This is a genomic window from Pararoseomonas baculiformis (assembly GCF_017813395.1).
Taxonomy (GTDB): domain Bacteria; phylum Pseudomonadota; class Alphaproteobacteria; order Acetobacterales; family Acetobacteraceae; genus Roseomonas; species Roseomonas baculiformis.
This window is the reverse complement of the sequence record NZ_JAGIZB010000096.1, coordinates 1-1,483: the sequence shown is the minus strand read 5'-3', so window position 1 is coordinate 1,483 and position 1,483 is coordinate 1. Positions and strand designations below refer to the sequence as shown.

The 1,483-nt window shown below is 66.8% G+C and carries 1 protein-coding gene; it reads right to left on the bottom strand.

What is annotated here, in order from left to right:
- Positions 1 to 20 precede the first annotated feature (20 nt).
- Positions 21 to 1,367 carry an IS5 family transposase gene (locus J8J14_RS24715; protein ID WP_209382196.1) on the bottom strand — a complete coding sequence of 449 codons (1,347 nt, stop codon included), beginning with the start codon at positions 1,365 to 1,367 and terminating at the stop codon, positions 21 to 23.
- Positions 1,368 to 1,483: the final 116 nt, after the last annotated feature.

Here is a 1,483-nt window from a genome sequence, read left to right as displayed (position 1 = left end):
GTCGGCCTTGAATAACCTCCTCAGGCCGTCTGGATCGTAACCGGCTGGTAGTCTGGCCGACCCATTTTCTGAATGAGAGCGCCAAGGAGGGCGATCAAAAGGGTCCTGAGGTGGGCGAGGATCTTGCGGATGTTGTGCCCGCAGCCACAGAGCACGGCGTAGAGGGCGTCACCGATGGTGCCCTTGAGGGCGCAGCGGGCGAGAAGTCCGTCAGATTTCATGTGGCCGATCTCTGGCTCGATGGCGCTGCGGCGGCGCAGGAGCTTGCGCAGGTGTGGCGTGAGGCCACGGCGCGTGCCGCTGATGAGGACTGTCGTGCCGTGGGCGCCATGGCCGCGGTAGCCACGGTCGACCACGGCGAGGCTGGGGAGTTGCCCGGTGAGGGTCTCGACCTGCTGCAGGGTGTCGGGGAGGGTGTGCCCGTCGTAGGGGTTGCCGGGCATGGAGCGCATGCCGACGACGAAGCCACCGGTGAGCGTGGTGGCAACGCTGACCTTGGTTCCGAACTCAAAGCGGATGCGGGCCTTGCCCTTGGAGATGCAATCCACCTCGGGCTCGTGCAGGGCATAGAGCTTGCCCGCGCTTTTGGGTGTCTGCCGCAGCAGGCGAGTGACGAGGACCATGCGTTCCTCCATCTGCCTCCGCAACCGGCCTTCGGGGACGGCGCCGAGCTTGCGGCGGATGTCGCGCAGGACGCGCCCCGTGTAGCCCTTGAGCGTGCGCAGCGCCTTGCGCATGCGCCGGAACTGCCGGGCATGGGCATGCCGCCCCGCCCGGGCGGCCAGCCGCGGAGCCAGGCGGTTGTAGGTTTGGCGCAGGGCAATCCCGGCCTTACCCGCCAGTGCCACCAAGGAATGGCGCGCCTTCTCGTAGAGCCTGCTGTCGGTCGGATGGGCGATGGCCTTCTCCATCACCGTCGTGTCCACCGCGACCTCGGCCAGGCTGCGTTCCGACACGGCACCCGAGGCCCGCCCTGCTTCGATGGTCTTGGTCAGCAGCCACTCCACGCCCTCCTCCCCGATGCGGCCGCGCCAGCGGCTGAGAGATGAGGGGTGAATGGGCAGGCGATGCTGGAAGAAGGTCTCGCCGGTGAAGTGCTGGAAGTACGGGTTCTCCACCCAGCGGGCGAGGACGGCCTCGTCGGAGAGGCCGTAGGCGTGCTGCAGGTACATCAGCCCCGCCACCAGGCGCGGGTGGGTGGCGGGCCGTCCCTCACCAGCAGGGAAGAAGCCGGCCCACTCCCGCTCGAACCAGGACCAGTCGATCAGCGCGGCGAGCCGGACCAGCTCATGCCGCCCGTCGATCATGTCGACCAGGCGAGGTCGAAGCAGGTCGGCCTGTTCCGGAGGGCGTGGGCGGTGCTTCATGGCTGACAGAATCGCAGGAATACCGCATCGTTCCAACTGAACCCTGCAATTCCAGCATCCCAAATCCCGAACTTTCCTGCTCCAGATCAACAGGTTGCTGGTTATTCAAGGCCGAC

What these genes read in the sequence shown, in the direction of transcription:
- J8J14_RS24715 (WP_209382196.1), bottom strand. Translation starts at nt 1,367, where the DNA reads ATGAAGCACCGCCCACGCCCTCCGGAACAGGCCGACCTGCTTCGACCT.